We start from the raw sequence: 24,911 nt of genomic DNA on the forward strand, positions 1-24,911 counted from the left end.
TTACTTCAAGAGCCTGTTGAGCAGAGGCGCTCGGGTTGCTACGGGGGCAAAGCCGGCAGTCATTCCGGAACCGGTGCCGACCGACGTCACGTTGCTCGATGCCGCGCTCAGTGGCTGGTTTCGCGAGGAAGCGGGCGAACTGCTGGAAGGCTTTCCCATCAGCCCGGACGACCATGTGCTGGATGTCGGGTGCGGGGAGGGGGTGTTCATCGCCTTCTGTGCCGGGCGTGGCGCTGAAGTGACCTACGCTGACATCGATGCAGCCAAAATCGATGCCGTCACCGCTCGCCTGCAGGGCTCGAAAGCCCGCGCGACGCACCCGCTGGTCAGCGATGCCAATCCGTTACCCCTGCCAGATACCTATGCCGACAAGGTCATCGCCATGGAGGTCATGGAGCATGTGGATAACCCGGCGGCTTTTCTCAAGGAGCTGGTCCGGGTCGGCAAGCCCGGTGCGCTTTTTCTGCTGAGTGTTCCGGATGCGGCCAGCGAGCGGGTACAGCAGCATTTGGCCCCGCCTGGGTACTTTGAGAAGCCTAACCATATCAACGTGTTCGACCGGGAAACCTTCGAGCGTCTGGTCACCGAGGCCGGGCTGGTGGTGGAACGCAAAGCCTACTATGGCTTCTACTGGTCGATCTTCTGGGCGCTGTTCTGGACCTGCGATCAGGACCTGTCCCCGCCTTGGCACCCGCTGCTGGAAAGCTGGGCCAGGACCTGGGACATGGTGCTGAAAATGCGCGACGGGCCGCGGATCAAAAAGGCACTGGACGAGGCCCTGCCCAAGAGCCAGGCAATCATTGCGCGCAAGCCGGATGGCGTATGAGGCCTTTCAACGTTATTGCGATCCTGGTTGCGCTGAAGGCAGTGCATCTCCGGAGAATCACTTGAGTGAGGCCTCGCAAAAGAATCTGGAAATCGAATACCTAAGGGCGATTTCTATATGCCTGGTTCCGGTGGCGCATAGCCCGCTTCTATCTATGGGGATTGCAGAGAAAGGCATACCGGCGTTTCAATTTTTCAGCTTTGGGGTTGGCGTCGATTTATTTTTCTGCATCTCGGGCTATGGCGTAAGCCGCGGCTATTTCAATTATTTCGATCACAGCAGGCGCGCCAGCCGGTTCTGGTCTGCTGAGCAAGCGTTCTGGTTCCACCGGGCATACCGGTTATTGCCCTCGGCTCGTGCAAGACCGGCGGTCTTTCTTGTTACGCTCGAGCTGGTTTATTTGCCGATAGTTCCTGCCCAGCTGTACTCGTTCTCCACCAGTATGGGACTCATGGCCATGATCGCGGTCAGCCTGGTCTGGCTGGCGTCTTACGGCAAAGGCTATCTCATTGGCTGCGCGCGGCCGCGGCGTCGCCAAGGCCAGGCAGATCCTGGCGATCAGAACGCCGGTTACGGCCTGAAGCTAGAGTGCAATCAGAGGGAGACAAGGGCGTGCGCATAACCAATCGCAAGCGGGTACTGGTAACGGGTGGAGCTGGCTTCCTCGGATCGCATCTGTGCGAGCGTCTGCTCGCCGATGGCTGCGACGTGCTGTGCGTGGACAACTTCTACAGCGGTACACGGGACAACGTCGCAGCGTTGCTCGGCAACCCGCATTTTGAGCTGTTGCGGCATGACGTGACCTTTCCGTTGTACGTGGAGGTCGACGAGATCTACAACCTGGCCTGTCCGGCCTCGCCGATCCATTACCAGCGCGACCCGGTGCAGACCACCAAGACCAGCGTCCACGGCGCCATCAACATGCTCGGCCTGGCCAAGCGCACCGGCGCAAAGATACTGCAGGCGTCTACCAGTGAGGTGTACGGCGATCCGCAGGTGCACCCGCAGTCGGAAGGCTACTGGGGCCACGTCAACCCGATTGGTATCCGCTCCTGCTATGACGAGGGCAAACGCTGCGCGGAGACACTGTTCTTCGACTACCACCGGCAGCACGACCTGAGGATCAAGGTGGTGCGCATCTTCAACACCTACGGCCCGCGCATGCACCCCAACGACGGCCGGGTGGTGAGCAACTTCATCGTGCAGGCGTTGCGCGGCGAGGACATCACCATCTATGGCGATGGTTTGCAGACTCGCAGCTTTTGTTATGTCGATGATCTGATCGAGGGCTTCGTGCGCATGATGGCGAGTCCGGATGCGGTGACCGGCCCGATCAACATGGGTAATCCGGTGGAGTTCACCATCCGCGAACTGGCCGAAGCAGTCCTGCGTCTGGTCGGGGGAACTTCGCGGCTGGTGCAGCGACCGTTGCCGCAGGACGATCCGCGCCAGCGTCAGCCGGACATCGGCGTGGCTCATGCGACGCTCGACTGGGCACCGAGGGTGCAGCTGGAGGAAGGCCTGGGCCGGACCGTCGAGTATTTTCGCCAGCGGGTGCAGGCATGAGCTTTGCCAGCCACGCGCTGGTCGTGGTCACCCCCGTCTACGAGGATGTCGAGGCCAGCAGCCGCCTGTTCATGGAGCTGGCCACGCAGTTCGGCCGTTCGGTGTTCGTGGTGGCGGTGGATGATGGTTCGGTGAAGCAGCCGCTGGAGGTTTCCGCTCTGGAGCGGGCCGGCCTGGCCGGAGTGGTGTTGCAGTTGCGGCGCAATGTCGGGCATCAGCGCGCCATCGCCATTGGCCTCGGTTATGTCTCCGAGCGCATTCAGGTCGCGCAGCGGGTAGTGGTGATGGACTCCGATGGCGAAGACCTGCCCTCGACCATTCCCGAACTGCTTGCCGGGCTTGAGTCTGAGCAGGTGGATGTGCTGGTCGCGCAGCGCAAGAGTCGCGTCGAGACCCTCAAGTTCAAGCTGTTCTACTGGGTCTACAAGCGCTTCTTCGGTCTGATGACCGGGCGCGCCATCAGCTTCGGCAATTTCATGGCACTCAAGCCGGCGGCCGTGAAACGGCTGGTGGCCATGCAGGAGCTGCCGATTCACGTGGCCGGTGCCGTGCTGGCGTCCAGATTGCGGGCAGTTCCGCGGGCGATCGACCGTGGCCCGCGTTATGCCGGGCAGTCGAAGATGAACTTCGTCGGTCTGGTGCTCCACGGATTCAAGGGCCTGATGGTGTTCGCCGAGGACGTGCTGGTGCGCGTCGGCATTGCCTGCGTGCTGATCGCCAGTCTCTCCTTGCTGGGCATCGCGGCGGCCGTGGTGCTCAAGCTGCTGGGCTTTTCCACCCCGGGCTGGTTCTCCGTGGCGCTGGGCATTCTGGTGCTGATGCTGCTGCAGACCGGTGCGCTGGCACTGATGACGCTGATGCTGACCGGCGTAGTGCGCGGCGGGACGGTGACCAGTGCGATTGCCTACCACGACTTCATCGAGCGGGTCATTGAAACCGCAGAGCGACAAGTACCCATATGAGGTCGCATGCCTGGGAGGTGCTGCGCTACGGCGTCAATGGCGTGGTAGCTACGGCTGTGCACTTTTCCGTGCTTGCCTTCAATCTCCAGGTTTTGCACTTCTCTTCAGCCGGCCTGGCCAACCTGGTTGCCGCGCTGTTCGGCATTACCACCTCGTTCTTCGGGAGCCGCTATTTCGTCTTCCCGCGGACGGGGGAGACAATCGTGGTCGAAGCGCTGCGCTTCAGCAGCCTGTACGGGTTCATCGCGTTGCTGCACGGCGGCGTGCTGCTGGTATGGACCGACCATTTCGGCCTCGACTACCGCCTGGGCTTCCTGCTGGCCACGGTGCTGCAGGTTTCGCTCAGCTATCTGGGCAACAAGTTTCTGGTGTTCAAGCTATGAAAGCGCTCAACGCCTGTCTGGCCACTCTGCTGTTTCTGATCCTGTTGGTCGTCATCTACTGGTTGCACATGCGTTACCTCCGGGTGGACGTGGTGTTCTATGCGGCGCTCGTCGATGTGCTTAGCGCCGGCATCCTGGCGGCTGTTGTCCTGCTCACTTTCCGGCGCTTTGCGCTGTTCAGCGGCTTCGAGAAGGCCCAGCTGGTGCTGGTCTGGCTGCTGGCCGGCTATGCGCTGGCCATTTCCCTGCCGACGGTGATCGACCGCTCGCTGTCCTTCTATATCCTGGAGAAGCTGCAGCAGCGCGGTGGCGGTATTCGCCAGGATCGCTTCGAGGAAGTATTTACCCGGGAGTATGTCCGGGAGCACCATCTGGTCGAAGTGCGGCTCACCGAACAGCGGGCATCAGGCACCATCCGCATCGACAACGGCTGCGTTACTCTGACCACCCAGGGCGATCGCCTGGCGCACTGGAGCCGCTGGTTCCGGCTCCACCTGTTGCCGCGCAACCGGCTGCTGCTGGAGCGCTACGGCGATGATCTGGTCGATCCGTTTCTGCAGGACGGGGCCGTGCCGTCCTATGAGTGCGCAAGGGAAAACCCTTGATCCCGCTGGCTGCCGCTGCGGTGCAGTCCGACCCGCAACAGGTGAAGCGGGCTCGCTGGCTGAGACTGCTGGCCCTGATCTGGTTGTGCCTGATCGTTGCGCTCACGGCGACGGCCTTTGCGCCGGAGCACCTGAATGCGGACATGCTGCTCAACAGCGTCATGTCGCTGCAGCGCGTGACGCTGTTCTACTGGGGACAGAACCGGCTGCTGAACGTGCTGCCCTTGCTCGCATCGGTGGTTGCCGATCCGGTGCGCAACCTGTGGTTCGTGATTTTCGTGCCGGTGACGGCGCTTTATCTGCTGATGCAGGTGATGGTCGCCTGGGCCGTCCGCAGTCTGCGGGCGGATGCATCCATTGGCGTGCAGGCGTTCATTGTCCTGTCGTCGTCGGTGCTGCTGCTGTTGCGGCCGGTTGCGGTGGCGGAAATCGCCATCGGGCACATCGAGTACTCGTTGTCGGCCCTGCTGGTTGCGCTGGCGCTGTGGCTGGCCTGGAGCGTGACTCGCCTCGGGCGTCTGCGCAGTCTGCTGATCGGTGTGCTGCTGCTTCTGGCGCTGGGGGTGAACCCGGCAGCGGTGCTTCCTCTGGGGTTCGCCGTCGCGGCCCGGGTTCTCTACCGGCGCGCCGTCGGTTTTCTGGATGTCGTCTTGCTGGGCTTCGCCGGTCTGGCGTTCGTGTTCTGGATGCTGCTTTCGCGCCTGGAGGCCAGTACTTCTTACGCGGGTTTTTCCTGGTGCCTGCTCCCGGAGGGGCTTTCGACGGTGATACCGACGCTGCTGCGGCTAGTGGATGCGCCATATGCGCTGCTGCTGACCCTGCTGTTGCTGCCGGCCATCCGGAGTGCCCGCGCGCGCCCCGAGCCTGGTGTCGAGCGGGTTGTGCTAATCACCGCCACGGCTTTCGGGGTGTTCTGGCTGCTGTTGTTCTGCGCCAATCGCTGGGTGGCGCTGAACGATTACAACTGGCGTTATTTCATCTATCTGGTCTTCGCCCTTTGCCTGCTGCTGGCCTTTCGCGCGGTGGCGGCCCTGCGGGCCTTACCCCGGCGTGCGAGCTGGGTGGCAACCGCGCTGGTGGCGCTGCTGGGCCTGATCAAGGTCTGGCAGCCGCCACAAGCGGTGACCAGCTTCAGCCTGCTGCAGAAGGTCCAGCATTTGGCGCCGCAGCCGCAGAGGCTGTACTCGGGGGACTACTGGCTGGTATGGCCGGCGGTCTGGCGCGACCTGATGCTGGGTAGCCCGGCTTTTGGCCTGGCCTACCGCGGCGATGCCAATCGTGAGGCGGCGCGCGCTCATATCACCCGGGAGATTGAGGCCACCGGGGGGTTCTCCGTGCTGTGCCTGAATGAGACGGCGAATCAATGTGTACGTCAGGTCGATGGATTCTTTGGCCCGCTGAGTTGCGTTCAAATGCCGACCGAGCAAACGCTGGCGGTGTTGTTGCGACTGGTGCCGGTGACGGACAATCCCGGCGCGGATTGTGCGGTTGCGGCGAACTGAGGTTGTCGGGGGAGCATGATGATCAATAGGGAAATACGGGCCAGTGCCTGGCTGGCTTTCGCGGGAATCGCGACGGTCCTGCTGGGGGCGGCACTATGGGGATGGTATGTGCTGGGAACGGCACGGCTGGACATTAACAGTCTGGGCTGGTTGTCCGGCGATCTGGCGCAGGTGCGCATCGCCTGGGTTCAGTATGTGTCCGACCCCGACACCGGGTGGTTGAGCACGACACGCAACAGCTATCCGCTGCCCATGAGCATTGCGTTGTTCGATCCGATGCCTCTGCTGCTGGTACTGCTGAAGCCGCTTGCTCAGTTCGTTCCGGATCAGACGCAGTATTTCGGGCTGTACTTTCTGGCCTGCTTTCTGTTGCAGGGACTCTTCGGCTATCTGGTCGCGCAGGAGATTTTACGCTGGCGGGGTGACCGCAGCCCACTGGCGGACGAGCTGACCAAAGTTTTCGTTGCGCTGCTGTTCCTGACGCTGCCTTGCACGATGTACAGGATGCTCGGGCAACACACGGCATTGTCGTCGCAATGGTTGCTGGCTCTGAGCATCTGGGCTGCACTGCGCAGCCGCGACTATCGCGGAACGCAATGGCTGCGTCTGAATGCTGTGGTGCTTTTTCTGGCCTGTGGGTTCAACCCCTATTTGGCTCTGATGGTTGGCATCAGTCTAGCCGGATTTTCCTTTATTCATCGCGGCCGTTCAGCCTGGCGGGGTAGCGTAAAGAGGGTTTTCGGGCTGGGTGCGGCGGGTGCGCTTGGGCTTTATGTTTTTGGCTTTCTCGGCGGCGCCTCGGTGGCGGAGGGCGGCTACGGGCTGTATTCGATGAACATCCTGGGCCCGTTCGATTCCAATGGATTTGCCCGGGTATTCAAACTGGACGTTGATGATGCGACGGGTGGGCAGGGATTCGAAGGCTTCAATTACCTCGGGCTGGGTCTGCTGGTGCTTTGCGCAGTAGCTTGGGCGCTGAATCGCCGTAGCGACTCGCAGCGGCCCCCGATGCCGTTCGCTGGCGCAGTGCTCATCGTTCTGCTGGCGTATCTGTTGGCCCTGTCGACCACTGTCACTCTGTCAGTGGAGACGCTGCAGCTGCCCGTTCCTGCTTGGACGAACGACCTGCTTTCGCGCTTTCGCGCCAGTGGCCGGTTGTTCTGGCTCGGAGCGTTCTGGCTGGTGGCCATTTCTGCGGCGATCATCTGCTTTCGTTTTACCGCTTGGAAGGCGCTGTCGATACTGTCGGCATGCGCGTTCCTGCAGATCTTCGATGTTCACGGTATTGCCTGGCTGATTCGCCAAGCGGGTGCCCAGGTCACGGTACTGCAGGCTCCGGAGGTGCTGGTAAAGGAACTGTCCGGACGCTCAGCGCTTATCGTCCTGCCGCCTTGGCAGTGCGGGTCAGAGCGGTCACCAGGCGGCGGCCGTGGTTACGAAATATTTGGCGTTGTGGCTGCGACGCAGCATATCCCGACAAACAGCTTTTATGCGGCCAGGACATTGCCCAAGCAAAGACGCTACCACTGTGACAATGACGGTGCTCTGAACAACGTTGATGCGGGCGCGCTGTATGTTCTGTCGAAACAGTATCATGCCGCCCATGCAGCGCAGGTGGATGGAAGGTTTGACTGCACGCCCCTGCCCATCGAAGACCGGACGCTGCTTTGTCTGCCTAGGAAGGAACAGCCCTAATCATGAAGATTGCAGTAGTTGGACTGGGCTACGTGGGCCTATCCAACGGCGTGCTGCTGGCGCAGCGGCATGAGGTGGTGGCGCTGGACGTTTCCCCGGAACGGGTGGCGCAGCTCAATCGGTGCGAGTCGCCGGTGAGCGATGCGGAACTGGAAGACTACCTGCGTCATCGTCCGCTGAACCTGCGGGCCACACTCGATCCGCTTGATGCGTTTGCCGGCGCCGACTATGTGATCGTCGCCACGCCAACCGACTATGATCCGCAGACGGATCAGTTCGACACGCACACGGTGGAGGCAGTGATCGCCCAGGTGCTGGCCATCGAGCCGGCGGCGGTGATCGTCATCAAGTCGACCGTGCCGGTCGGCTTCACGGTTCGCATGCGCCGGCAGCTGGGCTGTGACAATCTGATCTTTTCCCCCGAGTTCCTGCGCGAAGGCCGGGCCCTGCACGACAACCTGTATCCGTCGCGGATCGTCGTCGGCGAGCGCTCGGAACGGGCGGAGTGCTTCGCCGGAATGCTGCGCGCGGCGGCCCTGGGCGACAATGTCCCGGTCCTGCTGACCGACTCGACCGAGGCCGAGGCGATCAAGCTGTTTGCCAATACCTACCTTGCCATGCGCGTGTCCTTTTTCAACGAGCTGGATAGCTATGCGCTGAGTCATGGCCTGGACAGCCGACAGATCATCGAGGGCATCGGGCACGACCCGCGTATCGGCAATCACTACAACAATCCGTCGTTCGGCTACGGTGGCTACTGCCTGCCGAAAGACACCAGGCAGCTGCTGGCGAACTACCGTGACGTGCCGCAGAACCTGATCCGCGCCATTGTCGACTCGAACCGCACGCGCAAGGATGTCATCGCCGAGGATATACTGCGGCGCAACCCGACGGTGGTCGGCATCTTCCGCCTGATCATGAAGACGGGCTCGGACAATTTCCGCGCATCGAGCATCCAGGGCGTGATGAAGCGGCTCAAGGCGCGCGGGGTGGAGCTGGTCATCTACGAGCCTGCGCTGGAACACGCCGAATTCTTCCATTCGCCAGTCATGCAAGACCTGGGCGCCTTCAAGCGGCTGTGCGATGTCATCATCAGCAACCGGATGTCCGACGAGCTGAGCGATGTCGCCGGCAAGGTGTATACGCGGGACATCTTTGGCGATAATTAACCAGCATCCCGAATTGCCGCTGTGGCAGTTCCAGTAGACGAGGCCATATGCGCAAGTCGGGAATCATCAACAGTCTGTCGCTGGCATGGATGCTGGCCAAGCGTGATCTGCTCAACCGCTATGCGGGCTCCTACGCAGGGGTGTTCTGGACCATCGGTGTGCCGCTGCTGTACGCGATCATTAACGTGGTGGTGTTCTCCACCCTGATGAGCGGCCGCATGGGCGCGCGCTACGGCGACATTCCGTTCGCGCTGTTCTACTTCCTGCCGTTCTCGCTGTGGAGCCTGTTCTCCGAGGTGGTCGGCCGCAGTACCGGCATCCTGCGCGAGTACCGTTATCTGGTGAGCAAGATCGCTTTCCCGTTCTGGGTGCTGCCGCTGGTGCCGCTGGCGTCGGCGCTGCTGAGCCAGGTGATCATCCTGCTGCTGGCCGGCGGGCTGATGGCCTACAACGGCCTCACCCTGGGCGACATGGCAGCGGTCTACCTGCTGGCCTGGCTGGCCTGCGTGCTGATTACCCTGGGTATCGCCTATGCAGTCTCGGCACTGTCGGTGTACATCCCCGACCTGACGCAGATCGTGCCGGTGGTGCTGAACATCCTGTTCTGGCTGACGCCCATTCTCTACCCGGCAACCCTGGTCGAGGAGCACGGCGCGCTCTGGCTGCGCCGGCTGATCATGGATTGCAACCCGTTCTACTACCTGACCGAAATTTCCCGTCATGCGGTGTTCGCCACTGCGCCGGTCGACTGGCCGGCGCTGGCAGTCCTGCTGGCGCTGGGCATCACGCTGCTGGTGGCCGGCTTTGCCCTGTTCCGCCGGTTGAAGTCCGGCTTCGCCGATGTACTCTGATCCGGATCCGCGCCCATGACCCGTACCCCAGTGGCAGACACCATCATCGAGGTTTGCGAGGTGTCCAAGGTCTATCGCAGCTATGCACGACCCAGCCATCGCCTGCGCGAGCTGCTCTCGCCCGGGCGGCAGCAGTACTTTCGCGAGACGCGCGCCCTGGATGGCGTATCGTTCAGCCTGGCGCCGGGCAGCCGGCTGGGCATTGTCGGCGCAAACGGCAGCGGCAAGAGCACCCTGCTCAAGATTCTCTGCGGCGTGCTGACTCCCAGCGGCGGCAGTGTCAGTGTGCGCGGGCGTATCTCGGCGCTGCTGGAACTGGGCGCCGGATTCAATCCGCAGTTGCCGGGCCGCGAGAACATCCGTCAGTTCTGCATGCTGCATGGAATGCAGGCAGATGAGATCGAGCAGGCGATGCCGGAGATCATCCGCTTCAGCGAGCTGAATGATGCCGTCGAGCATCCGGTGAAGACTTACAGCAGTGGCATGGCGGTACGCCTTGGTTTCTCCTGCGCGGTCTATGTAAAGCCGGAAATCCTGATCGTCGACGAGGCCCTGAGCGTTGGCGATGCCTACTTCCAGAACAAGTGCCTGCACAAGATCAAGGCGCTGCTCGACGGCGGCACCACGTTTCTCTACGTCACCCATTCGGCCGACGGCATCCGCTCGCTGTGCGACCACGGCCTGTGGCTGGACACCGGCAAAGTACGGCTGCTGGGCAGTTCCCGCGAGGTCGGGGCGGCCTATCAGGCCGAGGTGTTCCGCCGCATGGCCAACGCCGGATTGCAGAAAGTTCCGTCGACCAGCCGTGCGCCGGTTGCCACCGAAGCCGCCCGGCCGCTGCGGCATCAGGCCTTCGCCGAGCGGGTCGAACCGTTGCGCACCGGTAGCGGCGAGGTGCGCATACAGGACATCGTGCTGCTCGACGAGCAGGGTGCCGAGACCGACCGCGTGCCCTTTGCCAGCCGGGTTTGCGTGAGGGTGTTCTACCAGGCCCGGCAGGAGGTCGTCGGCGAGCTGTCGGTGACCCTCGGAATTACCGACAGCAGCGGCCGCCAGCTGATGCATTTCAATGCGGCCAGCGAAGGCCAGTTCATCCCGCAGGACGGCTCGCACGCCTTGCGCGTCATGGAATTCACCTTCGACTGCCCGCTGTGCCCGGGCGAATACGGCCTGATCGCCGGAGTCGGCACATTTACCGAGAATCCGGTGAACTCGGGACAATTGCTGGTGGATGGCGTGGTGGACTACTGCGTGGGTGGCGCACGCTTTGCCATCGGCTACCCGGACGATGGTCAGAATGTCTGGGGAGTGGTGCATGCCCCCTGTTCGGTTTCCGCGTACTCCCTGGATTGATGGCATGACCCATAACAGCGATACCTGTTCGATCTCTCTGACGCTGGACGAATTGCGCCGGCAGTTGGCCAGGCTGACTCCGGACAGCCCGGCATTGATGGGTTGGGCGTCCTACGCGCAATGTGACGAGGACGGGATTATCCGTGACTGTCTGGGGAGGATTGCCCGGATGGTCGAGTTGTCGAACAGTTTCGTCGAGATCGGCTGTGGAGATGGCCAGCAGAACAACACCCACCAGTTGCTGCTGGATGGCTATCGCGGCATCTGGGTCGATGCCGACGAAGCGGCCATCAACGCTGTCGACCTGGCCTTGGGCGGGCTGGCGTTTGACGACCTGCTGGTGCTGCACCAGCGCGTATCGCTGGCGATCGCGCCGGCGCTGGCAAGGCGCATGACGGTCTTTCTCCAGGTGGCGTCGGTCGATCTTCTGTCGCTGGATATCGATGGCAACGATCTGCACGTGCTGCCAGATTTCGTCCGCTCGTTGACCCCCAAGCTGGTGTGCGTGGAGTACAACGCCAAGTTTCCCCCGCCAACGCGTCAGGTGATGGCTTATGACGATGCACATGGCTGGGCCTATGACGATTACTTCGGCGCTTCGTTACAGTCCTGGGTCGAAGCACTACAGGCGCTGGGCTATTGTCTGGTGGCCTGCAGCCTCAGCGGCGCGAACGCCTTTTTCGTGCGTGACGACCTGATTGCCGGCTTTACCCGTTACCCGGTCGAAGCGCTCTATCAGCCGCCGCGCTACTGGCTGGCAGGCGCGCGTCATGGGCATCCGGCGAGCCTCAAGTGGCTGGCGCAGCGCCTGCGGCAGGCGACTTCGTCATTCCGCATGGTCACCGTGCAACCGCCGGAGCTGCCGCCATCGAGGTTTGCCATTCATCAGGCCCAGGATGAATTCATCTCCGGCGATCTGGCCAGGAGCGGTATCTGGGAGCCCTTCGAATCCAGGGTGTTCAGTCGCTTGTGTGCGGCTTCCAGCCAGGTGCTTGACCTGGGCGCCAATATTGGCTGGTACAGCCTGCTGGCAGTCCGCTACCTCGGCGAAAACGGACGAGTTATTGCCTTCGAACCGGATGCCGTGAATGCGCGGCTGCTTCGGGTCAACGCCGCCACCGGCGATCACCGGGCGTGCATCGAGATTCATCAGGCGGCTGTCAGCGACCGTGAGGGCGAGTTGTCCCTGTATCAATCGGCTACCAACCTTGGCGATCACCGGCTGTTCCTTGACGAGGAGGCACGAGACTGCTGCCTGGTGCCGGTAACCACACTCGATAGCTTTTTCGACGGGTGCGAGGGCCCTCTGCCCGACCTGGTCAAGTCGGACACCCAGGGCTCCGAGGCGCGCATTTTCCGTGGTGCGGCCGGCCTGCTGGCACAGGGTTGGCGGCCGACGTGGATACTGGAGTTCTGGCCGTTCGGTCTGACCCGTTCAGGGGACGATCCGGCGACCTTCTGGCGGCAGCTGGATGAGCTGGGTTATTTGACCTTTGAGGTGGCCGAAAATAACCCGGTGCTGGTGTTGCTCACCGAGGAGCGGCTACAGCGTCGCCTGAACGAGGATCTGTCCCCACGCTCCTGGGGATTCATCAATCTGCTGTGCATTCCCCGCGAGTCCGCAATGATCGAGCGTGTTCGTGACCTGATGCAAGGCGAGAGCGGAGGGCAGCCCGGATGATTGAGCAAGGCTCTGCGAGAACCCTGCTGGTCACCGGCCTCGGCGGCTTTGTCGGCGGGCATCTGCGCGCGGCGCTGGCGGCGCGGCCGGGCTGGCGATTGCTGCCGGCGCAGCCGCATGACCTGCTTGAGCGGGCTTCGCTGGACGCCTGGCTGGCGCTGGGTGTGCCCGATGCGGTAATCCACCTGGCCGGACAGACCTTCGTGCCGGAGTCGTTCCGCGATCCGCAGCACACCTTCAGTGTCAATCTGCTGGGGACACTGAATCTTCTGCAGGCACTCAAGGCGGCCGGCTTTACCGGTACCTTCCTGTTTGTCAGCTCGGGCGATGTCTACGGCCAGGTGGCGGAGGACGATCTGCCGATCCGCGAGACGCTGCCGCCGCGCCCGCGCAATCCCTATGCGGTGAGCAAAGTGGCCGCGGAGCTGTTGTGCCAGCAGTGGAGTTATGTCGAGCCCTGGCGGATCATTATCGCGCGGCCGTTCAACCATATCGGCGCCGGCCAGGCGGAAGGATTCGTGATTCCGAGCATGGCGCGTCAGCTGGTGCGGGTGCGTCGCGGCCTGCAGGCGCCCTGCCTGGAGGTTGGCGATGTTGACGTTAGCCGCGACTTCCTCGACGTTGGCGATGTGATCGGGGCCTATTTCTCGCTACTGGAACACGGGCAGAATGGCGCGGTCTACAACGTCTGCTCCGGACAGGAGCGGCGGGTAAGGGATCTGATTCTGCAGATGGCCGAGCTGGCCGGGGTCCGCGTCGAGCTGGTACAGGACGCGGCGCGGCTGCGCCGCGCCGAACAGCGGCGAGTGGTCGGCTGTGCGGATAAACTGCGCGAAGCCGGTGGCTGGGAGCCGGCATTGTCTATAACGGAAACCCTGCGGAGGGTGCTCTCCGACTGGGAAGCAAGAGAAACTGAACATGTCTAAGTCTGCACTGATTACGGGTGTCACCGGCCAGGACGGCGCCTATCTCGCCAAGCTGCTGCTGGAGAAGGGTTATGAGGTGCATGGCCTGGTTGCCCGGCGCAGCAGCGACACGCGCTGGCGTCTGCGCGAGCTGGGCATCGAGGCTGAGATCCGCTATCTGGACGGTGACCTGGCTGACGCCTGTTCAATCCAGCGCGCCGTGATCAAGGCCGGGCCGCAGGAAGTCTACAATCTGGGGGCACAGAGTTTCGTCGGCAGCTCGTGGGATCAGCCGGTCACCACCGGCATCGTCGACGGCCTGGGAGTGACCCACCTGCTCGAGGCGATTCGTCAGTTTTCTCCGGAAGCGCGTTTCTACCAAGCCTCGACCAGCGAAATGTTCGGCCTGATCCAGGCCGAGCGCCAGGACGAGAACACACCGTTCTATCCGCGCAGCCCGTATGGCGTGGCCAAGCTGTATGGCCACTGGATCACTGTGAACTACCGCGAAAGCTTCAACCTGCACGCATCAAGCGGCATCCTGTTCAACCATGAGTCGCCGCTGCGCGGCATCGAGTTCGTGACGCGCAAGGTGACCGACGCGGTGGCGCGCATCAAGCTCGGCAAGCAGCGCGAGTTGCGCCTGGGCAATATTGACGCCAAGCGCGACTGGGGGTTTGCCGGTGACTATGTCGAGGCCATGTGGCTGATGTTGCAGCAGCCCGTGGCGGACGACTACGTGATCGCCACTGGCGTCACCACCACGGTGCGCGACATGTGCCAGCTGGCTTTCGCGCGTGTCGGCCTGAACTATGAAGACCATGTGCTGATCGATCCGCAGTTCTTCCGTCCGGCCGAGGTCGACGTGCTGCTGGGTAATCCGGACAAGGCCGGCCGCCAGCTTGGCTGGGCGCCCGGGACCAGCCTGGAGCAACTGATAGGCATGATGGTGGATGCCGACCTGTACCGTGTCGGCCGGGAGTAAGCCAGTGCTCATCATTCCCGTAATCATGTCCGGCGGGGCAGGTACCCGACTCTGGCCGGTGTCCCGCGAGGGCCATCCCAAGCCTTTCATGCGTCTGCCCGATGGCGAGTCGCTGCTGGGCAAGGCCTATGCACGTGCCGCCGCGCTGACGCCGGAGGGCGGCGAGATCGTCACGGTGACCAACCGCGAGCACTATTTCACCAGCAAGGACCACTTTTTCGAGAGCCGCCTCGGGCGTCACCAGGCGCGCTTCCTGCTTGAACCGGAAGGCCGCAACACCGCCCCGGCCATCGCGGTCGCGACGCAGGCACTGGCCGAGCGGCATGGCGAGGAGGTGGTGCTGGTGGTGATGGCGGCGGATCACCTGATCCAGGACGTCGAGGGCTTTCGCCGGGCCGCCCTGCACGCCGCGCAGCTGGCGCGCAAGGGTTATCTGGTGACCTTCGGGATTCGCCCGAGTGCTCCGGAAACCGGCTTCGGCTACATCGAGTCCGGCGAGCAGCTGGACGAGGCGGGCGGCTGCCGGGTGGCACGCTTCGTCGAGAAGCCAGACCTGCCGACCGCGCGCGAGTACCTAGAGAGCGGCCGGTTCCTGTGGAACTCCGGCATGTTCTGTTTCACCGCCGGGACCCTGCTGCGCGAGCTGGGTGAGCATGCCCCGGAAATCGCTGCGCTCTCGGCGCAGTGCATTGCCGCCAGCCCGGCGCAGGAAAGTGCCGGAGTCCTGCTGCAGGAGTTGTTCGCCCCGAGTTTCGCCGAACTGCCGGACATTTCCATCGACTATGCCCTGATGGAACGCTCAAGCCAGGTAGCGGTAGTACCGGCGGCCTTTGACTGGAGCGATATCGGTTCCTGGGGCGCACTGTCGCAACTGGTGGCGGCCGACGAGGAGAACAACCGTGTACAGGGTGACGCCATCCTGGTTGACACGCGCAATACCTTTGTCATGAGCGAGGGGCGGCTGGTGGCGACGGTCGGCGTGGATGACCTGATCGTGGTGGATACCGCCGATGCCGTGCTGGTCGCGCGGGCTGACCGGGTGCAGGAAGTGCGTCAGGTGGCCCGGCGGCTGAAGCAGCAGAATCACGATGCCTACCGCCTGCATCGTACGGTGGCGCGCCCCTGGGGCACCTACACGGTGCTGGAAGAGGGGCCCCGGTTCAAGATCAAGCGCATCGTGGTCAAGCCGGGGGCCGCATTGTCCCTGCAGCTGCACCACCACCGCAGCGAACACTGGATTGTCGTGCAGGGTGTGGCCAAGGTGATCAATGGGGAAACGGAACTCCTGGTCGATACCAACGAGTCCACCTTCATCCCTGCCGGTCACCGGCACCGCCTGGAAAACCCCGGAGTGCTCGATCTGGTGATGATCGAAGTGCAGAGCGGCGAGTACCTTGGCGAGGACGATATCGTGCGTTTCGATGACCAGTACGGAAGAGTTCCCCGTTGATGCGCCTGCTGATCGAATGCACCTACGTGTACGAGCACCCCGAGGTCAATTCGGGCATCCAGCGGGTGGTACGCAACATCGTCAACCAGCTTGACCGGATCGACAGTCCGGTCGAGTGCATTCCGGTGATGATGCGTGCCGGCTCGCTTTACCGGGTCAACAGCCTGGCACCGCTCAAGGTGGGCCATAACGCGACCTTGCTGCATTACCTGATTGTCACCCTGGATCATCTGCGCAACCGCTATTTCTTCTGGCACTCAAGGCTTGAGCGGTTGTGGCCGTTTGGCCGTTCGCGTTTCTTGCGGCGTGTGTTGTACGTACTGGCCAAGCTGGGCAGCCTGAGCATCACCCTGCCGCTGCGTGCCGTACTTTGGCTGAACCGGAGCGGCAAGCCGGCGCCTGACCGGGCCGTACCCATGGAAGCACGGGCGGGCGATCAACTGGTGTTGCTGGACTCTTCCTGGCATGCGGACTTCTTCCCCATCGCCGAGAAGCTGAGGAGTCAGGGTGTCGGCCTGGTTTCGGTGATCTACGACCTGATTCCTCTGACCCACCCGCAGTTCTGCGACGCCGGGCTGGTGGTGGTCTTCGACAAGTGGTTCGACTGGATTGCCCGCACCGCGGACGGCTTCATGGCCATCTCGAAGACCATCAGCGACCAGGTTGCGGCCGAGATCGAGCGTCGGTTGGGTCCCGAGGAGGCGGCCAGGCGCTGGCACGGTCATTTCCACCTTGGTTCCGAACTGGATCGGGTCAGGCCCGGTGGGCTGGCCAGTGCGGCACTCCGTGAGTTGTTCCGCAGCGGGGCGTCGACCTACCTGATGGTCGGCACCATCGAGCCGCGCAAGAATCACGCCTATCTGCTGGATACTTTTGAGCTGCTGTGGGCGCAGGACAGCTCGGTGCGTCTGTGCATCATCGGGCGCATTGGCTGGAAGTGCGAGGAGCTGATCGCGCGTATCCGCCGCCACCCGGAGCTGAACCGGCGCCTGTTCATGATCAACGATGCCAACGACACCAGCCTGGAGTACGCCTATGCGCAGGCACGGGCGCTGGTATTCCCGTCCTATGTCGAGGGTTTCGGCCTGCCGCTGGTCGAGGCCATGCAACGCGGCCTGCCGGCGTTCGCCAGCGACATCCCGGTGTTTCGCGAGATTGGTGGAGACTTCATCAGTTATTTCGACCTGGCCGATCCTGCCAACCTGGCCGGGCAGATTGCCGGTTTCGAGTCGTCGGGGCAGTTTCCCGCACCCCGGTCGCTCGCACACTGGCAGTGGATCGGCTGGCGCGAGGCCGCCGTTCAACTGGTCGAAGGAACCCTGCGTGGGCTCCATCAGGCAGATGCACCGACAGCGCCCGTCGATGCACATAGCATTTGACGCGGGTATCCTGCGCGCGCCGCGCACCGGCATCGGTCAGTATGTGGCCGAGCTGGCCCGGGCGCTGCAGGCGCGGGACGATCTGCAGCTTGAGCTGTTCACTGGCTGGGGTTGGCACCGCGAGCTGCCGGCGGCGCCCGTGCCCGGTTATTCGCGGCTGAGCAGCCTGGCCAAGCGCCTGATACCCCGGGCCTATGCGCTGCGCCGGGCGATCGAGCAGCAGCGCTTCAGCGCCGGTGTCGGTCGCCTGCGGCCGCAGCTCTACCACGCGCCCAGCCTGTGGCCGTTTGAGTTCGACGGCCCGATGGTCATGACCCTGCATGATCTGACCCATGTGCATTATCCGCAGACCCAGCCGGCGGATCGCCTGCGCGAGATCGAGCGACGCGTGCATGGCGGCCTGCAGCGCGCTGCCAGGGTACTGGTCGATTCGCACTTTATCGCTGGCGAGGCCAGGCGATACTACGGTATCGCGGCAGAAAAGCTGGTCGTGGCGCCGCTCGGTGTGGCGCGACATTTCCATCCGCGCAGCGCCGAGCAGCTCACCGAGGTCCTGCGGCTGCATGGGCTGCAGGCGCGCCAATACCTGCTGTGTGTCGGCACGCTGGAGCCGCGCAAGAACCTGCAGCTGGCCATCGATGGATACCTGGCACTGCCGGCCGCGCTGCGCCAGCGCTATCCCCTGCTGATTGCCGGCATGCCCGGTTGGCACGGCGCCCAGCTTGAAGCCAGCCTGCAGCGCGGCTTGGCCAGTGGCCAGCTGCGTGTGCTTGGCTACCAAGCCGATGAGACCCTGGCGGAACTGCTCGCGGGTGCCCGCCTGCTGCTGTTTCCGTCACTCTACGAGGGCTTCGGCCTGCCGGTGCTGGAAGCCATGGCCAGTGGCACACCGGTGGTGCTGAGCAGGCGCGCAGCGCTGCCGGAAGTGGCCGGCGATGCCGGGCTGTACATCGAACCGGAGGATGCATCAGGCTGCGCCATGGCCATGCGCCAGCTGCTCGAGGATCAGGATGACTGGCAGGCACGCTGCAGCGCTGGCCTGGAGCGTGCGCGGCAGTTCAGCTGGGCGAATTGCGCGCGCATCACTGCCGACACATACCGCGAGGTGCTGCAACCCTGATGCGCGTTCTGCATTTCTTCAAGACCTACCTGCCGGAAACCATGGGCGGCATCGAGCAGGTGATTTTCCAACTCTGTCAGAGCACATTGCCTTTCGGCATCCACAGCGAGGTATTGACCCTGAGCGTGGATCCGCAGCCGGCGGATGTGCAGGTGGCGGATCACCTGGTGCATCGCGCCAGGCTTGATCTCCAGCTGGCCTCTACCGGGTTTTCCTGGAGCCTGCTCCGCCAGTTCCGCGAACTGGCGGAGCAGGCCGACCTGATCCATTACCACTTCCCCTGGCCGTTCATGGACCTGCTGCACTTTCTGGCACGCATCGACAAGCCGGTGGTGGTCACCTATCACTCGGACATCATTCGCCAGCAGCTGTTGCTGCGGCTGTACAGTCCGCTCATGCACCGCTTCCTTGGCGCCGCCGACCGCATCGTTGCAGCTTCTCCCAATTACCTGGAAACCAGCAGCGTGTTGCAGCGCTACCGCGACAAGACGGTGGTAATACCGTACGGGCTGGACCGCAACAGCTATGTGGAGCCAGGCAGCCAGTGTATCTCTGCTTGGGAGCAGCGTTTTGGCCGGCGCTTCTTTCTGTTCGTCGGGGTGATGCGTTATTACAAGGGGCTGCATATTCTGCTGGAAGCCGCGCGGTTAACCGGTTACCCGGTGGTGATAGTCGGCGCCGGCCCGCTGGAGGACGAGCTGAGGAGCCAGGCGGCGCGCCTTGGCGCGGACAATGTGCATTTTCTCGGCCGCCTGGGGGATGAAGACAAGGTAGCCTTGCTGAAACTCTGTACGGCCATTGTGTTTCCGTCGCACTTGCGTTCCGAGGCTTTCGGCATCTCCCTGCTGGAAGGTGCGATGTTCGGCAAACCGATGATTTCCAGCGAGATAGGCACCGGCACCAGTTACATCAATATTCAGGGTGAAACTGGATTGGTCGTGCCGCCCAGCGATCCGCAGGCCTTTGCTGCAGCCATGCGCCAACTGTGGGAGGCGCCCGAGCTGGCCGGGCAAATGGGCCGTCTGGCGCTGCAGCGCTATCAGCAGCTGTTTACCGCCGAGCGCATGGGCCGGCAGATGGCCGAACTCTACCGAGAGGTACGGGCGCAGCACCTGGCTCAGGCAAATTCCGGCCAGTAGTCAGCCGCTTTGTTGCAGTAGGCGAGGAGGCGCTGGATATCGTCGCGCAAGGTTTGCACGACGTACTCGCGGGAGCCCGGCTCCCAGTCCAGCGCCCCGCGGAAGCGTGGGCGCATCCCCACCGCGGTAAAGAAACGCTCCTGCATGGGCAAGGGTATTTTCGCCAGCTTGAAGCCGGTGTGCGGGTTGGTGCGCAGGAAGCGCAACAGGCGGGTGTCGTAGCGCTTTTCTTCCTGTGAGTTGAGCCGGGTTCCGGCTGACGGGTTTTGAAACGTCGCATCGACACCGAGAAAGCGGTAACAGCGGGCCAGTTCGTGCTGGGCATCCCGCTGTAGGTCCTCGAGGAACACCACAAGAATCTGCCCGTCGCCAAAGCGCTGGCGGAAAGGCTGCAGGCGCTGCCAATAGTGCGAGTCCTGCAGCAGGGCGGGAAGTCCTGCGATGGCCTGGCTGATGCCAAACGGGGCATTTACGGCATATTTGGCACCGCTGTGGTGAAATTCCCGATAGCTCGACTCGATCCGTTTAAGCGGGTTGCGCACACAGAAAATCAGCTTCATCTGCGGGTTGTTCTGCTGCAGGCGCGTGCTGACCAGCTCTTCGAATTGCGGGGTCGCGTACATTTGCGAGCCTTCGCCGCAGAGCTGCTCCGGAGTCGCCGCTGCGAACAGGGCACGATAGGCCTCCGCGTCGCTCTCGAGGTCGGCCCGGATGAAATGATGCGGCTCTTTGAATGCAGGTACGAAAATCTGCGGATGTTCCCCCAGCAGATAGCACAGTGTGGTGGTTCCGCACTTGCTGATGCCGGGAACCATGAAGTCCATTTTCATCTGACCATGACTCCTCGTGGCGTGGCGTGGCGTGGCGTGGCGTGGCGTGGCGCAGGCTCGGGCGGAAGCTGCGCAGGCGGCACGGGGCCGCAGATGCTGATGCTTAGGATTTTGCCATGCCAGAAAAAGAAAATGCCAGCCGGAGATCACTCTCCGGCTGGCATTGACAGGCGCGCGACGGGCTTATTCGACCGCTTTGACCATGTCCTCGATGACCTTCTTGGCGTCGCCAAACACCATCATGGTCTTGTCCAGGTAGAACAGTTCGTTGTCCAGGCCGGCGTAGCCGCTGGCCATCGAGCGCTTGTTGACGATCACGGTCTTGGCCTTGTAGGCCTCGAGGATCGGCATGCCGGCGATCGGCGACTTCGGGTCGTTCTTCGCCGCCGGGTTGACCACGTCGTTGGCGCCGAGCACCAGCACCACGTCGGCCTGGCCGAATTCGGAGTTGATGTCGTCCATCTCGAACACCTGCTCGTAAGGCACTTCGGCCTCGGCCAGCAGGACGTTCATGTGGCCCGGCATACGGCCGGCAACCGGGTGGATCGCGTACTTCACGGTCACGCCACGGTGGGTCAGCTTCTCCGCCAGTTCCATCAGCGCGTGCTGGGCACGGGCCACGGCCAGACCGTAGCCCGGCACGATGATCACGGTGTCGGCGTTGGTCAGCAGGAAGGCAGCGTCGTCGGACGAGCCGGACTTAACCGGACGGGCTTCCTGGGCACCAGCCGGGCCGGCTGCTTCAGTTGCGCCGCCGAAACCGCCGAGGATCACGTTGAAGAACGAACGGTTCATCGCCTTGCACATGATGTACGAGAGGATGGCGCCCGACGAACCCACCAGCGAACCGGCGATGATCAGCATCGAGTTGTTCAGCGAGAAGCCGATACCGGCCGCCGCCCAGCCCGAGTAGCTGTTGAGCATCGACACGACTACCGGCATGTCGGCGCCGCCGATCGGGATGATGATCAGCACGCCAATCACGAAAGCCAGCGCCAGCATCACGGTGAAGGCCGTCAGATTGCCGCTGAACATGAACACCAGACCCAGGCCGAGCACGGTCAGGCCGATCACCAGGTTGATCAGGTGCTGGCCCTTGAACTGCACCGGTGCACCCTGGAACAGGCGGAACTTGTACTTGCCCGACAGCTTGCCGAAGGCGATTACCGAACCGGAGAAGGTGATCGCACCGATGGCTGCGCCGAGGAACAGTTCCAGGCGGTTGCCGGCAGGAATGGCGTCACCCAGGTGGGCGACGATGCCCAGCGACTGTGGCTCCACGACGGCAGCAATGGCGATGAATACCGCGGCCAGGCCGATCATGCTGTGCATGAAGGCGACCAGCTCCGGCATCTTGGTCATTTCCACGCGCTTGGCCATGATCGAGCCGGCGGTACCGCCGACCAGCAGGCCGACCAGCACAAAGCCGAGGCCCTTGGCAGCGCCGCCCTCGGCCATTTCCGCGCCGAGCTTGAACACCAGGAACACCGTGGTGACCACGGCAATGCCCATGCCGATCATGCCGAACAGGTTGCCCTTGCGCGACGTGGTCGGGTGCGACAGGCCCTTGAGTGCCTGAATGAAGCAGATCGAAGCGATCAGGTAGAGCAGGGTTATCAGATTCATGCTCATCTCAATGCTTCTCCGCCGGAGCCTTGGGGGCCTTTTTCTTGAACATTTCCAGCATGCGCCGGGTAACCAGGAAGCCACCGAACACGTTGACCGCGGCCAGTGCCACGGCCAGCGTGCCCATGGTCTTGCCCAGCGGGGTGACGGTCAGGGCCGCCGCCAGCATGGCGCCGACGATGACGATCGCGGAAATCGCGTTGGTCACGGCCATCAGTGGCGTGTGCAGCGCGGGAGTCACGTTCCATACCACGTGGTAGCCCACGTAGATCGCCAGAACGAAGATGATCAGGTTGTAGATGCTGGGGGAAATCAGTTCCATGTCTCTACTCCTTGTTAGCCGTTGGTCCGCACGACCTGGCCGTCGCGGCACATCAGGCACGCGGCGACGATGTCGTCTTCCAGATTGAGGTGGAACTTGCCTTCGCCGTCGATGACCAGCTTGAGGAAGTCCAGCAGGTTGCGGGCGTACAGCGCCGAAGCGTCTGCCGGCACCAGTGCGGCCAGGTTGGTGTGACCGACGATGGTCACGCCGTGCTTGACCACTACCTGATCGGCTTCGGTCAGCGGGCAGTTGCCACCCTGAGCGGCCGCGAGGTCGATGATCACCGAGCCGGGCTTCATTTCTTCCACGGTGGCGGCGTGCAGCAGGGTCGGCGCCTTGCGGCCCGGAATCAGCGCGGTGGTGATGACGATGTCAGCCTGCTTGGCGCGTTCGTGCACGGCACCGGCCTGACGCTGCATCCACGAGGCCGGCATCGGCCGGGCATAACCGCCCACGCCCTCGGCGCACTCGCGCTCCTCATCGGTCTCGAACGGCACGTCGACAAACTTGGCGCCAAGCGATTCGATCTGCTCCTTGACCGCAGGACGCACATCGGACGCTTCGATCACCGCACCCAGGCGCTTGGCCGTGGCGATGGCCTGCAGGCCGGCGACACCGGCACCGAGAATCAGTACGCGGGCGGCCTTCACCGTACCGGCGGCGGTCATCAGCATCGGCATGAAGCGCGGGTAGTGATGGGCGCCCAGCAGCACGGCCTTGTAGCCGGCAATGTTGGCTTGCGAGGAGAGCACGTCGAGGCTCTGCGCGCGCGAGGTGCGCGGCGCGGCTTCGAGGGCGAAGGCGATAATCCCGCGAGCGGCCATGCGCGCAATGCTCTCGTTGTCGAACGGGTTGAGCATGCCGACCAGCACCGCGCCGGCTTTCATGTGCGCCAGTTCGGCTTCGCTGGGAGCCAGTACTTTCAGCACCAGATCAGCACCAAGTGCCGCAGCCGCATTGCCGATAGCGGCACCGACCACTTCATAGACGTGGTCCGGCAGGCTGGCATTAACGCCGGCACCGCTCTGCACGGTGACCTGATGGCCCTGGGCAATCAGCTTCTTGATGGTTTCCGGGGTGGCGGCTACCCGCGTCTCACCGGCATGGGTTTCGAGTGGAACACCAATATGCACTGGGTAATCTCCTGCGTGTGATCGTTCTAGGTGGAACCGGGCCGCTACGTTGGCAGTCCGGGATGGCTGATCAGCACAAAGATCCGCGCGGCACAGGGGTGTTAGGCCGGCGGGGACGGCATTCTGCAACTGAACGGCGAGGCGTTCAAGAAGTTATGGAGTATTGAAAATCCATAACTACAAGTTATGGGTTCATGCCTGCCATTTATACTGCCTGCCAGCCTTGTCCTGGCTGGCTCCGGCGCGCTGCTGGCAAGCTTCTTGGTGGAAAAATGGAGGTGCCAGGCCTATGACCGTTCGTCGGTTTTACCGTTGTGTGTAATGTATCGAACAAGGCGTGCAAAATATTGCCCGAGGCCTTTGCCGGTGCGGCTTGAGCTGAATCTAGCGGAAAATGACCGGTAGCGCTGCCACAGTCGCGCTACATCGGCGCACGCCTAGCGCGGCGTGGCCGGCGTGGCGTTTTCGCGCTGGTAGGCAAGGGCTGCCTGCAGCAGCCAGTCACGAAACACGCGCAGGGCCGCCGATTCGACTTTGCGCTCGGGAACAATCAGGTAGTAGCCGTGCTCGCCGGGCACGCTCTGTCCGTTGGCGACGGCCAGGCGGCCGTCAGCCAGTTCGCGCTCGATCAGGAAAGGCGGAATCAGTGCCACGCCCATGCCGTGGCTGGCGGCCTGGGCGAGCATGGAGAACAGTTCGTAGCGCGGCCCGCTGAGGTCCTGGGCGATGTTCAGGCCCTGATGGCCGAACCATTGACGCCAGGCGTAGGGGCGGGTGCTTTGTTGCAGTAGCGGCAACTGCGCCAGTTCGGCGGCACTCAGTTGCGCGCGGCCAGCCAGCAGTGCCGGGCTGCACACCGGCTGCGCGTTCTCGCGCATCAGGAAGTGCGCTTCGGTGCCCGACCATTCGCCATCGCCAAAGTGGATAGCGGCATCGAAGCTGGTGTCGGCAAACAGGAATGGCCGGGTGCGGCTGGACAGGTTGACGGTGATCTGCGGCTGCTGGCGCTGCAGTTCGGCCAGGCGCGGCAACAGCCACTGGGTGCCGAAGGACGGGCCGACTGCCAGTTCGATGTTCTGCGCGCCCTGCTGGCTCATCACCGCCAGGGTGTCGCGTTCGACCGCGTCCAGCTGCGCCGCCACCCTCCGGGCGTAGGCCAGCCCGGCTTCGGTGAGCTTGACGCCGCGCCGCGAGCGACGAAACAGCTCGACGCCGAGGAAGGCTTCCAGCCCGGCAACCTGCCGGCAGATGGCGCTCTGGGTCAGCGCCAGCTCATCGGCGGCCTTGGTGAAGCTGGCGTGGCGGGCGGCTGCCTCGAAGCTGATCAGGGCGCTGGTACTGGGGATCTTGCGGCGCATGCCGGGCTTCCTGGGAAATGGCTCGTTAGGTATGCAGGGCTGTGACCGTAGGGTGGGCGTAGGGTGGG

The 24,911-nt window shown here is 63.2% G+C and carries 23 protein-coding genes; 18 read left to right on the plus strand and 5 right to left on the minus strand.

What is annotated here, in order from left to right; genetic code table 11:
* The first annotated feature begins 13 nt into the window (after positions 1-13).
* The 18 genes from ISX93_RS02725 (at position 14) to ISX93_RS02810 (ending at position 19,571) form a co-directional block, all read left to right on the plus strand.
* On the plus strand, positions 14-826 hold the full coding sequence (locus ISX93_RS02725; RefSeq protein ID WP_374987648.1) for a class I SAM-dependent methyltransferase: 813 nt from the start codon (positions 14-16) through the stop codon (positions 824-826).
* 61 nt (positions 827-887) lie between these two features.
* Positions 888-1,448: an acyltransferase family protein gene (locus ISX93_RS02730; protein ID WP_195777143.1), complete on the plus strand. Its 561-nt coding sequence runs from the start codon at positions 888-890 to the stop codon at positions 1,446-1,448.
* Complete coding sequence (locus tag ISX93_RS02735; protein WP_195777144.1) at positions 1,439-2,392, plus strand: UDP-glucuronic acid decarboxylase family protein; 954 nt, start codon at positions 1,439-1,441, stop codon at positions 2,390-2,392. Before ISX93_RS02730 ends, ISX93_RS02735 begins: the two co-directional genes overlap by 10 nt.
* Positions 2,389-3,354, plus strand: a complete 966-nt coding sequence (locus ISX93_RS02740) for a glycosyltransferase (RefSeq protein WP_195777145.1) — start codon at positions 2,389-2,391, stop codon at positions 3,352-3,354. The genes ISX93_RS02735 and ISX93_RS02740 overlap by 4 nt, the downstream gene beginning before the upstream one ends.
* The gene (locus tag ISX93_RS02745; RefSeq protein WP_195777146.1) at positions 3,351-3,737 is read left to right on the plus strand and encodes a GtrA family protein; all 387 of its coding nucleotides are present in this window, start codon (positions 3,351-3,353) and stop codon (positions 3,735-3,737) included. The genes ISX93_RS02740 and ISX93_RS02745 overlap by 4 nt, the downstream gene beginning before the upstream one ends.
* Positions 3,734-4,342, plus strand: a complete 609-nt coding sequence (locus ISX93_RS02750; RefSeq protein ID WP_195777147.1) for a hypothetical protein — start codon at positions 3,734-3,736, stop codon at positions 4,340-4,342. Before ISX93_RS02745 ends, ISX93_RS02750 begins: the two co-directional genes overlap by 4 nt.
* Before the next feature lie 20 nt (positions 4,343-4,362).
* Entirely contained in the window at positions 4,363-5,844 is a 1,482-nt protein-coding gene (locus ISX93_RS02755) for a hypothetical protein (protein WP_195777148.1), read from the plus strand.
* A gap of 18 nt (positions 5,845-5,862) precedes the next feature.
* A complete protein-coding gene (locus ISX93_RS02760; protein WP_195777149.1) occupies positions 5,863-7,539 on the plus strand; it encodes a DUF6311 domain-containing protein in 1,677 nt (558 codons plus the stop codon).
* Positions 7,540-7,541: 2 nt separating this feature from the next.
* Complete coding sequence (locus ISX93_RS02765) at positions 7,542-8,708, plus strand: nucleotide sugar dehydrogenase (protein WP_195777150.1); 1,167 nt, start codon at positions 7,542-7,544, stop codon at positions 8,706-8,708.
* 47 nt (positions 8,709-8,755) lie between these two features.
* Positions 8,756-9,559, plus strand: coding sequence for an ABC transporter permease (locus ISX93_RS02770; RefSeq protein WP_195777151.1), 804 nt, complete (start codon positions 8,756-8,758; stop codon positions 9,557-9,559).
* A gap of 15 nt (positions 9,560-9,574) precedes the next feature.
* A complete protein-coding gene (locus ISX93_RS02775) occupies positions 9,575-10,912 on the plus strand; it encodes an ABC transporter ATP-binding protein (RefSeq protein ID WP_195777152.1) in 1,338 nt (445 codons plus the stop codon).
* 4 nt (positions 10,913-10,916) lie between these two features.
* Positions 10,917-12,593, plus strand: a complete 1,677-nt coding sequence (locus ISX93_RS02780; RefSeq protein ID WP_195777153.1) for an FkbM family methyltransferase — start codon at positions 10,917-10,919, stop codon at positions 12,591-12,593.
* On the plus strand, positions 12,590-13,519 hold the full coding sequence (locus tag ISX93_RS02785; protein WP_195777154.1) for a GDP-mannose 4,6-dehydratase: 930 nt from the start codon (positions 12,590-12,592) through the stop codon (positions 13,517-13,519). The genes ISX93_RS02780 and ISX93_RS02785 overlap by 4 nt, the downstream gene beginning before the upstream one ends.
* A complete protein-coding gene (locus ISX93_RS02790) occupies positions 13,512-14,483 on the plus strand; it encodes a GDP-mannose 4,6-dehydratase (protein ID WP_195777155.1) in 972 nt (323 codons plus the stop codon). Before ISX93_RS02785 ends, ISX93_RS02790 begins: the two co-directional genes overlap by 8 nt.
* A gap of 4 nt (positions 14,484-14,487) precedes the next feature.
* Positions 14,488-15,933 (plus strand): mannose-1-phosphate guanylyltransferase/mannose-6-phosphate isomerase, encoded by a 1,446-nt coding sequence (locus tag ISX93_RS02795; protein ID WP_308705274.1) that lies wholly within the window; start codon positions 14,488-14,490, stop codon positions 15,931-15,933.
* Complete coding sequence (locus ISX93_RS02800; protein ID WP_229731981.1) at positions 15,930-17,312, plus strand: glycosyltransferase family 4 protein; 1,383 nt, start codon at positions 15,930-15,932, stop codon at positions 17,310-17,312. Before ISX93_RS02795 ends, ISX93_RS02800 begins: the two co-directional genes overlap by 4 nt.
* A complete protein-coding gene (locus tag ISX93_RS02805; RefSeq protein ID WP_195777158.1) occupies positions 17,296-18,432 on the plus strand; it encodes a glycosyltransferase family 4 protein in 1,137 nt (378 codons plus the stop codon). The genes ISX93_RS02800 and ISX93_RS02805 overlap by 17 nt, the downstream gene beginning before the upstream one ends.
* Complete coding sequence (locus tag ISX93_RS02810) at positions 18,432-19,571, plus strand: glycosyltransferase family 4 protein (protein ID WP_195777159.1); 1,140 nt, start codon at positions 18,432-18,434, stop codon at positions 19,569-19,571. Before ISX93_RS02805 ends, ISX93_RS02810 begins: the two co-directional genes overlap by 1 nt.
* Here ISX93_RS02810 and ISX93_RS02815 read toward each other — a convergent pair.
* From ISX93_RS02815 to ISX93_RS02835, 5 genes are all read right to left on the minus strand, one after another.
* The gene (locus ISX93_RS02815) at positions 19,550-20,551 is read right to left on the minus strand and encodes a sulfotransferase family protein (protein WP_195777160.1); all 1,002 of its coding nucleotides are present in this window, start codon (positions 20,549-20,551) and stop codon (positions 19,550-19,552) included. The genes ISX93_RS02810 and ISX93_RS02815 overlap by 22 nt on opposite strands.
* Before the next feature lie 33 nt (positions 20,552-20,584).
* A complete protein-coding gene (locus tag ISX93_RS02820; protein WP_195777161.1) occupies positions 20,585-22,033 on the minus strand; it encodes an NAD(P)(+) transhydrogenase (Re/Si-specific) subunit beta in 1,449 nt (482 codons plus the stop codon).
* A gap of 1 nt (position 22,034) precedes the next feature.
* Positions 22,035-22,349: an NAD(P) transhydrogenase subunit alpha gene (locus tag ISX93_RS02825; protein ID WP_195777162.1), complete on the minus strand. Its 315-nt coding sequence runs from the start codon at positions 22,347-22,349 to the stop codon at positions 22,035-22,037.
* Between the two features lie 14 nt (positions 22,350-22,363).
* Entirely contained in the window at positions 22,364-23,485 is a 1,122-nt protein-coding gene (locus ISX93_RS02830) for a Re/Si-specific NAD(P)(+) transhydrogenase subunit alpha (protein WP_195777163.1), read from the minus strand.
* Positions 23,486-23,922: 437 nt separating this feature from the next.
* The gene (locus tag ISX93_RS02835; RefSeq protein ID WP_195777164.1) at positions 23,923-24,843 is read right to left on the minus strand and encodes a LysR family transcriptional regulator; all 921 of its coding nucleotides are present in this window, start codon (positions 24,841-24,843) and stop codon (positions 23,923-23,925) included.
* Between the last annotated feature and the right edge of the window lie 68 nt (positions 24,844-24,911).

This window comes from Pseudomonas sp. N040, assembly GCF_015637705.1.
Lineage (GTDB): Bacteria > Pseudomonadota > Gammaproteobacteria > Pseudomonadales > Pseudomonadaceae > Aquipseudomonas.

Coding starts and splice junctions, on each gene's coding strand:
- ISX93_RS02740 (WP_195777145.1), top strand. CDS start 2,389: ATGAGCTTTGCCAGCCACGCGCTGGTCGTGGTCACCCCCGTCTACGAG.
- ISX93_RS02745 (WP_195777146.1), top strand. CDS start 3,351: ATGAGGTCGCATGCCTGGGAGGTGCTGCGCTACGGCGTCAATGGCGTG.
- ISX93_RS02750 (WP_195777147.1), top strand. CDS start 3,734: ATGAAAGCGCTCAACGCCTGTCTGGCCACTCTGCTGTTTCTGATCCTG.
- ISX93_RS02760 (WP_195777149.1), top strand. CDS start 5,863: ATGATCAATAGGGAAATACGGGCCAGTGCCTGGCTGGCTTTCGCGGGA.
- ISX93_RS02765 (WP_195777150.1), top strand. CDS start 7,542: ATGAAGATTGCAGTAGTTGGACTGGGCTACGTGGGCCTATCCAACGGC.
- ISX93_RS02770 (WP_195777151.1), top strand. CDS start 8,756: ATGCGCAAGTCGGGAATCATCAACAGTCTGTCGCTGGCATGGATGCTG.
- ISX93_RS02775 (WP_195777152.1), top strand. CDS start 9,575: ATGACCCGTACCCCAGTGGCAGACACCATCATCGAGGTTTGCGAGGTG.
- ISX93_RS02780 (WP_195777153.1), top strand. CDS start 10,917: ATGACCCATAACAGCGATACCTGTTCGATCTCTCTGACGCTGGACGAA.
- ISX93_RS02785 (WP_195777154.1), top strand. CDS start 12,590: ATGATTGAGCAAGGCTCTGCGAGAACCCTGCTGGTCACCGGCCTCGGC.
- ISX93_RS02790 (WP_195777155.1), top strand. CDS start 13,512: ATGTCTAAGTCTGCACTGATTACGGGTGTCACCGGCCAGGACGGCGCC.
- ISX93_RS02805 (WP_195777158.1), top strand. CDS start 17,296: ATGCACATAGCATTTGACGCGGGTATCCTGCGCGCGCCGCGCACCGGC.
- ISX93_RS02810 (WP_195777159.1), top strand. CDS start 18,432: ATGCGCGTTCTGCATTTCTTCAAGACCTACCTGCCGGAAACCATGGGC.
- ISX93_RS02820 (WP_195777161.1), bottom strand. CDS start 22,033: ATGAGCATGAATCTGATAACCCTGCTCTACCTGATCGCTTCGATCTGC.
- ISX93_RS02825 (WP_195777162.1), bottom strand. CDS start 22,349: ATGGAACTGATTTCCCCCAGCATCTACAACCTGATCATCTTCGTTCTG.
- ISX93_RS02835 (WP_195777164.1), bottom strand. CDS start 24,843: ATGCGCCGCAAGATCCCCAGTACCAGCGCCCTGATCAGCTTCGAGGCA.